2 protein-coding genes are annotated in these 3591 nt (G+C 40.2%); both read right to left on the bottom strand.

Annotation, left to right across the window (positions count from 1 at the left end; translation table 11 throughout):
• Positions 1-986, bottom strand: a 986-nt coding sequence (locus ACEW80_RS02010; protein WP_373524992.1) for a cation:proton antiporter, incomplete at its 3' end; no start/stop codon positions are given.
• A gap of 111 nt (positions 987-1097) precedes the next feature.
• Complete coding sequence (locus ACEW80_RS02005; RefSeq protein WP_373524991.1) at positions 1098-2798, bottom strand: SulP family inorganic anion transporter; 1701 nt, start codon at positions 2796-2798, stop codon at positions 1098-1100.
• Between the last annotated feature and the right edge of the window lie 793 nt (positions 2799-3591).

The following is a 3591-nucleotide window of genomic DNA, read 5'->3' as shown; positions in this document are numbered from 1 at the left end:
CGTTTATCCGTTTCATCCAAAACTAAACCAGCCGCAAATGCGCCTAAGATAGCTTCTAAATGAATGGCACTACCCAAAAAAGCCATAAAGAAGGCAAAAATAAATGCTGGGATAATTAAGTTTCCTCGCGTTTGCAATTTATTCGCAATGGCAACAAAACTCTGATTGAAATATTTACCTAATAAAATTGAGCCAATGAGAAAAACTGTAGCGCTGACAATTAGATAAATAACGTTGAAAATATCAACCTCACCAGTTTTGGCAAGGCTCGCAACTACTGCCAATACAATTATGCCTAAAATGTCATCAATTACCGCTGCACCGACAATAATCTGACCTTCACGAGATTTTAACTGCCCAATTTCTGACAAAACTTTTGAGGTAATGCCAATGCTAGTAGCTGTGAGCGCTGCACCTGCAAAAATCGCCGGAATTACTGGCGCATGAAACAATAAAATCAACCCCGCAGTGCCAGCCGCAAAAGGAACAGCTACCCCAACACAAGCAACAATTGTTGCTTGATAACCAACTTTCTGTAATTCTTTTAAGTCTGATTCTAGACCAATTTCAAATAACAGAATGATCACACCTAGTTCGGCAAGCACAGAAACAACTTCGCTCTGACTTTGAAAGATTGATGTGACTGCATCAGGACTGAGGTTATTAATGAATTGCAGGAGAGTCATGATAATGGAGTCGCTACCAGCTGCTCCACTGTCGGGAAACACTACCAAATGGAGAGCAGAAGCACCCACAAGCACCCCACCAACTAATTCTCCTAATACAGGTGGCAAGTCCATCATTCTAAATAATTCGCCACCAATTTTACTAGCCAGATAAATGACTACTAAACTTAGCAATACTCCAGTCAGCACAATAGGAGCATATTCCGCCTCGTTAGTTGTTGCTAGTAAAGGAGACTGTAAACCTCCGGTGAGAAAATTTAACCAGTTAAACGAATTAAGTATTGGTTCTGAAAAAATCATATTTTTGCTTGCGTTTCTGATTCATTTTGGAGCCAATCTAAAAAATGTAATTTATATCTCGTAATTCGTAATTTAATTATTAATTACGAATTACGAATTACCAATTACCAATTACGAATAGGTGTCAGTGTAAGTACCAACGCCAGGATTGTTAGCCTCAGTTGCATGAGGATTAACTAAAGCAACAGCTTGTTTAAGTGCATCTACACGATCTACAAACATGTGATGCTCTGGTACAAATCTGGAAATGCCAAACTTGTCTAAGCGTTTTTTGACTTTGCTGGTTGCACCAACAATTAGCACATTACGACCTTGTTCACTAGCGTCCTTGATGGCGTTTTCAATTGCCAAAGAAGCAGTCACACCCAACATTGGTACATCAGTCAAATCCATAATCAGCACATCAGAGTCTGCCATTGCTGAATGTTCACGAGCGATCGCTTTGGAGACTCCAAAAATCATCGGCCCGCTCAGGTAAAATAGCAGGATACGTCCATTACCTAGATCAAGCAATTTCTTCTCTTCGTTATTCAAGATAACTGCGTCATCGGCATCGCTAATTACCTTCACTTCCTGAGATTGTAATTCAGAGAGGCGATCGATAGTTAAGATATTAGCAATGAACACTCCCACGCCGACGGCAACAATTAAGTCAACAAATACGGTCAAAAATAACACACCGTACATGATGATTGTGCCTTTCAGCGACACCTTATGAGCGCGTTTCAAGAAGCTCCAATCAAGAATGTCAACCCCCACTTTCAGAGCAATACCAGCCAATACCGCCATTGGGATAGGTTGAGTGATACTCGCAGCCCACAAAACTACAACTAACAAAATTAATGCGCGAGTTAAACCAGATACAGCCGTTCTAGCACCAGTTTGGATATTAACTACCGTTCCCATCGTGGCACCAGCCCCAGGTAGCCCACCACACAAACCAGATACTAGATTCCCGATACCTTGACCAATCAATTCTTTGTCAGATTTATGTTCAGTACGGGTCAAACTGTCTGCAATTACTGCCGTTAGTAGAGTATCAATACAACCCAACAGCCCCAACATTGCCCCATCAACAAGCATCGTTGTCATTTGGGATGCAGTGAAGACAGGCAATTGCAATGTTGGCAGTCCTACGGGAATTTCCCCAATTCGTCTGATATCCGTACCGCCGAAAATGGTCAAAGAAACTATAGTTCCGATAATTAATGCTACCAACTGGGGAGGAGCAAAGCGCTTAAGCTTGGCTGGCATGAAGAAAATAATTGCTAGCGTCAGCAAGCCCAAAGCTGTTTCGGCAGGATTAATCTTAGTTAACAACAGAGGCAGATTTTGCACCATCCCCAGTACGCCACCTTTAGGGTTTGCCTGTCCGACAAAAGGAGCAATCTGCAAAATAATCAGAATCACGCCAATCCCAGACATAAACCCAGAAATCACGCTGTAAGGCATGAGGGTAATGTATTTACCCAACTTAAATATCCCAAAAAAGATTTGAAATATTCCCGCTAGCATGACTACGGTAAATGCCATTGCCAAGCCGTTTTCGGGGTTAGCTGCGGTCATGGAACCGACGATTGCAGTCATAACCACGGTCATTGGCCCGGTTGGCTCAGAAATTAGGGTTGGTGTCCCACCAAATAAGGCTGCGAAAAAGCCGACACAAACTGCACCATAAAGGCCAGCTACAGGCCCAGCACCGGAAGCAACACCGAATGCCAGCGCTAGAGGCAACGAAACGATCGCAGCAGTTAAACCACCGAATAAATCGCCTTGTAAGTTTCTAAAGTTGATCGTATTAGTCAATGACATACTGGGGCTTTGATTACAAAAAATGCAAAATAAATTTGGGTTTCTCAAAATTGCCAGCTACTTTGAGTAAGTTTGAAGTTTTATTGCCATGAAAAATCAGACAAAGAAAACTTTAATTCTTTGCAAAGCAACTGGCTATAGTGCCTTTTTAAATGGCGAGTCGCTAAATACGAATCTCCAAGAAGGAAGGCTTAGACCAAAGACAGTTCAAAAATTTGAGTGGGAAAACTTACAAAATTCGCAAGTTTTGTTTATTGCAAATTTTAATTGGTATCAATAATAGCTTACAGCATTATTATGTCAATCTTGCTTATTCACAAGCCTTAATATTAAATAAATATCAAATTGCTTACATAGATAAAAGACTATGCTTGTTGACTAATCTTTGATTGCACTAATCAATACAATATGTAAAGTTTATATTAATGATTATAACGGTATGCATTTGAGTGAGATACGAACTGATGTACTACAAGGATTATGTACTGAAATTAATAGTTACCTAGAAAACTTTAGACCGGTTCTAAATATTCAGTGAAACAGTAGCAACAATGAGTAAACCAGTTATGAATATCTTTGAGAGAGACTTTTTGAAAAGCCGTATCAATGGCTTGAGCTAAGTCATGATAAGTACGAGGCGCAAGAGAACGAATAGTTCTATTCCCAAAATTTTGCTCTCCAGTCATAAGGTTAAAAGTTATCTATTACAAAATGTCAGCTACTAACTTGCAGCATTTTAGCCACAAGTCAAGGATAAAAAAACACCAAATAGGAAAATTTTGCCGTTGATAAA

The sequence above is a fragment of the Nostoc sp. genome (genome assembly GCF_041747015.1).
Lineage (GTDB): Bacteria > Cyanobacteriota > Cyanobacteriia > Cyanobacteriales > Nostocaceae > Nostoc.
The sequence above is the reverse complement of the archived record's forward strand: the minus strand, read 5'-3'. Positions and strand labels throughout refer to the sequence as shown.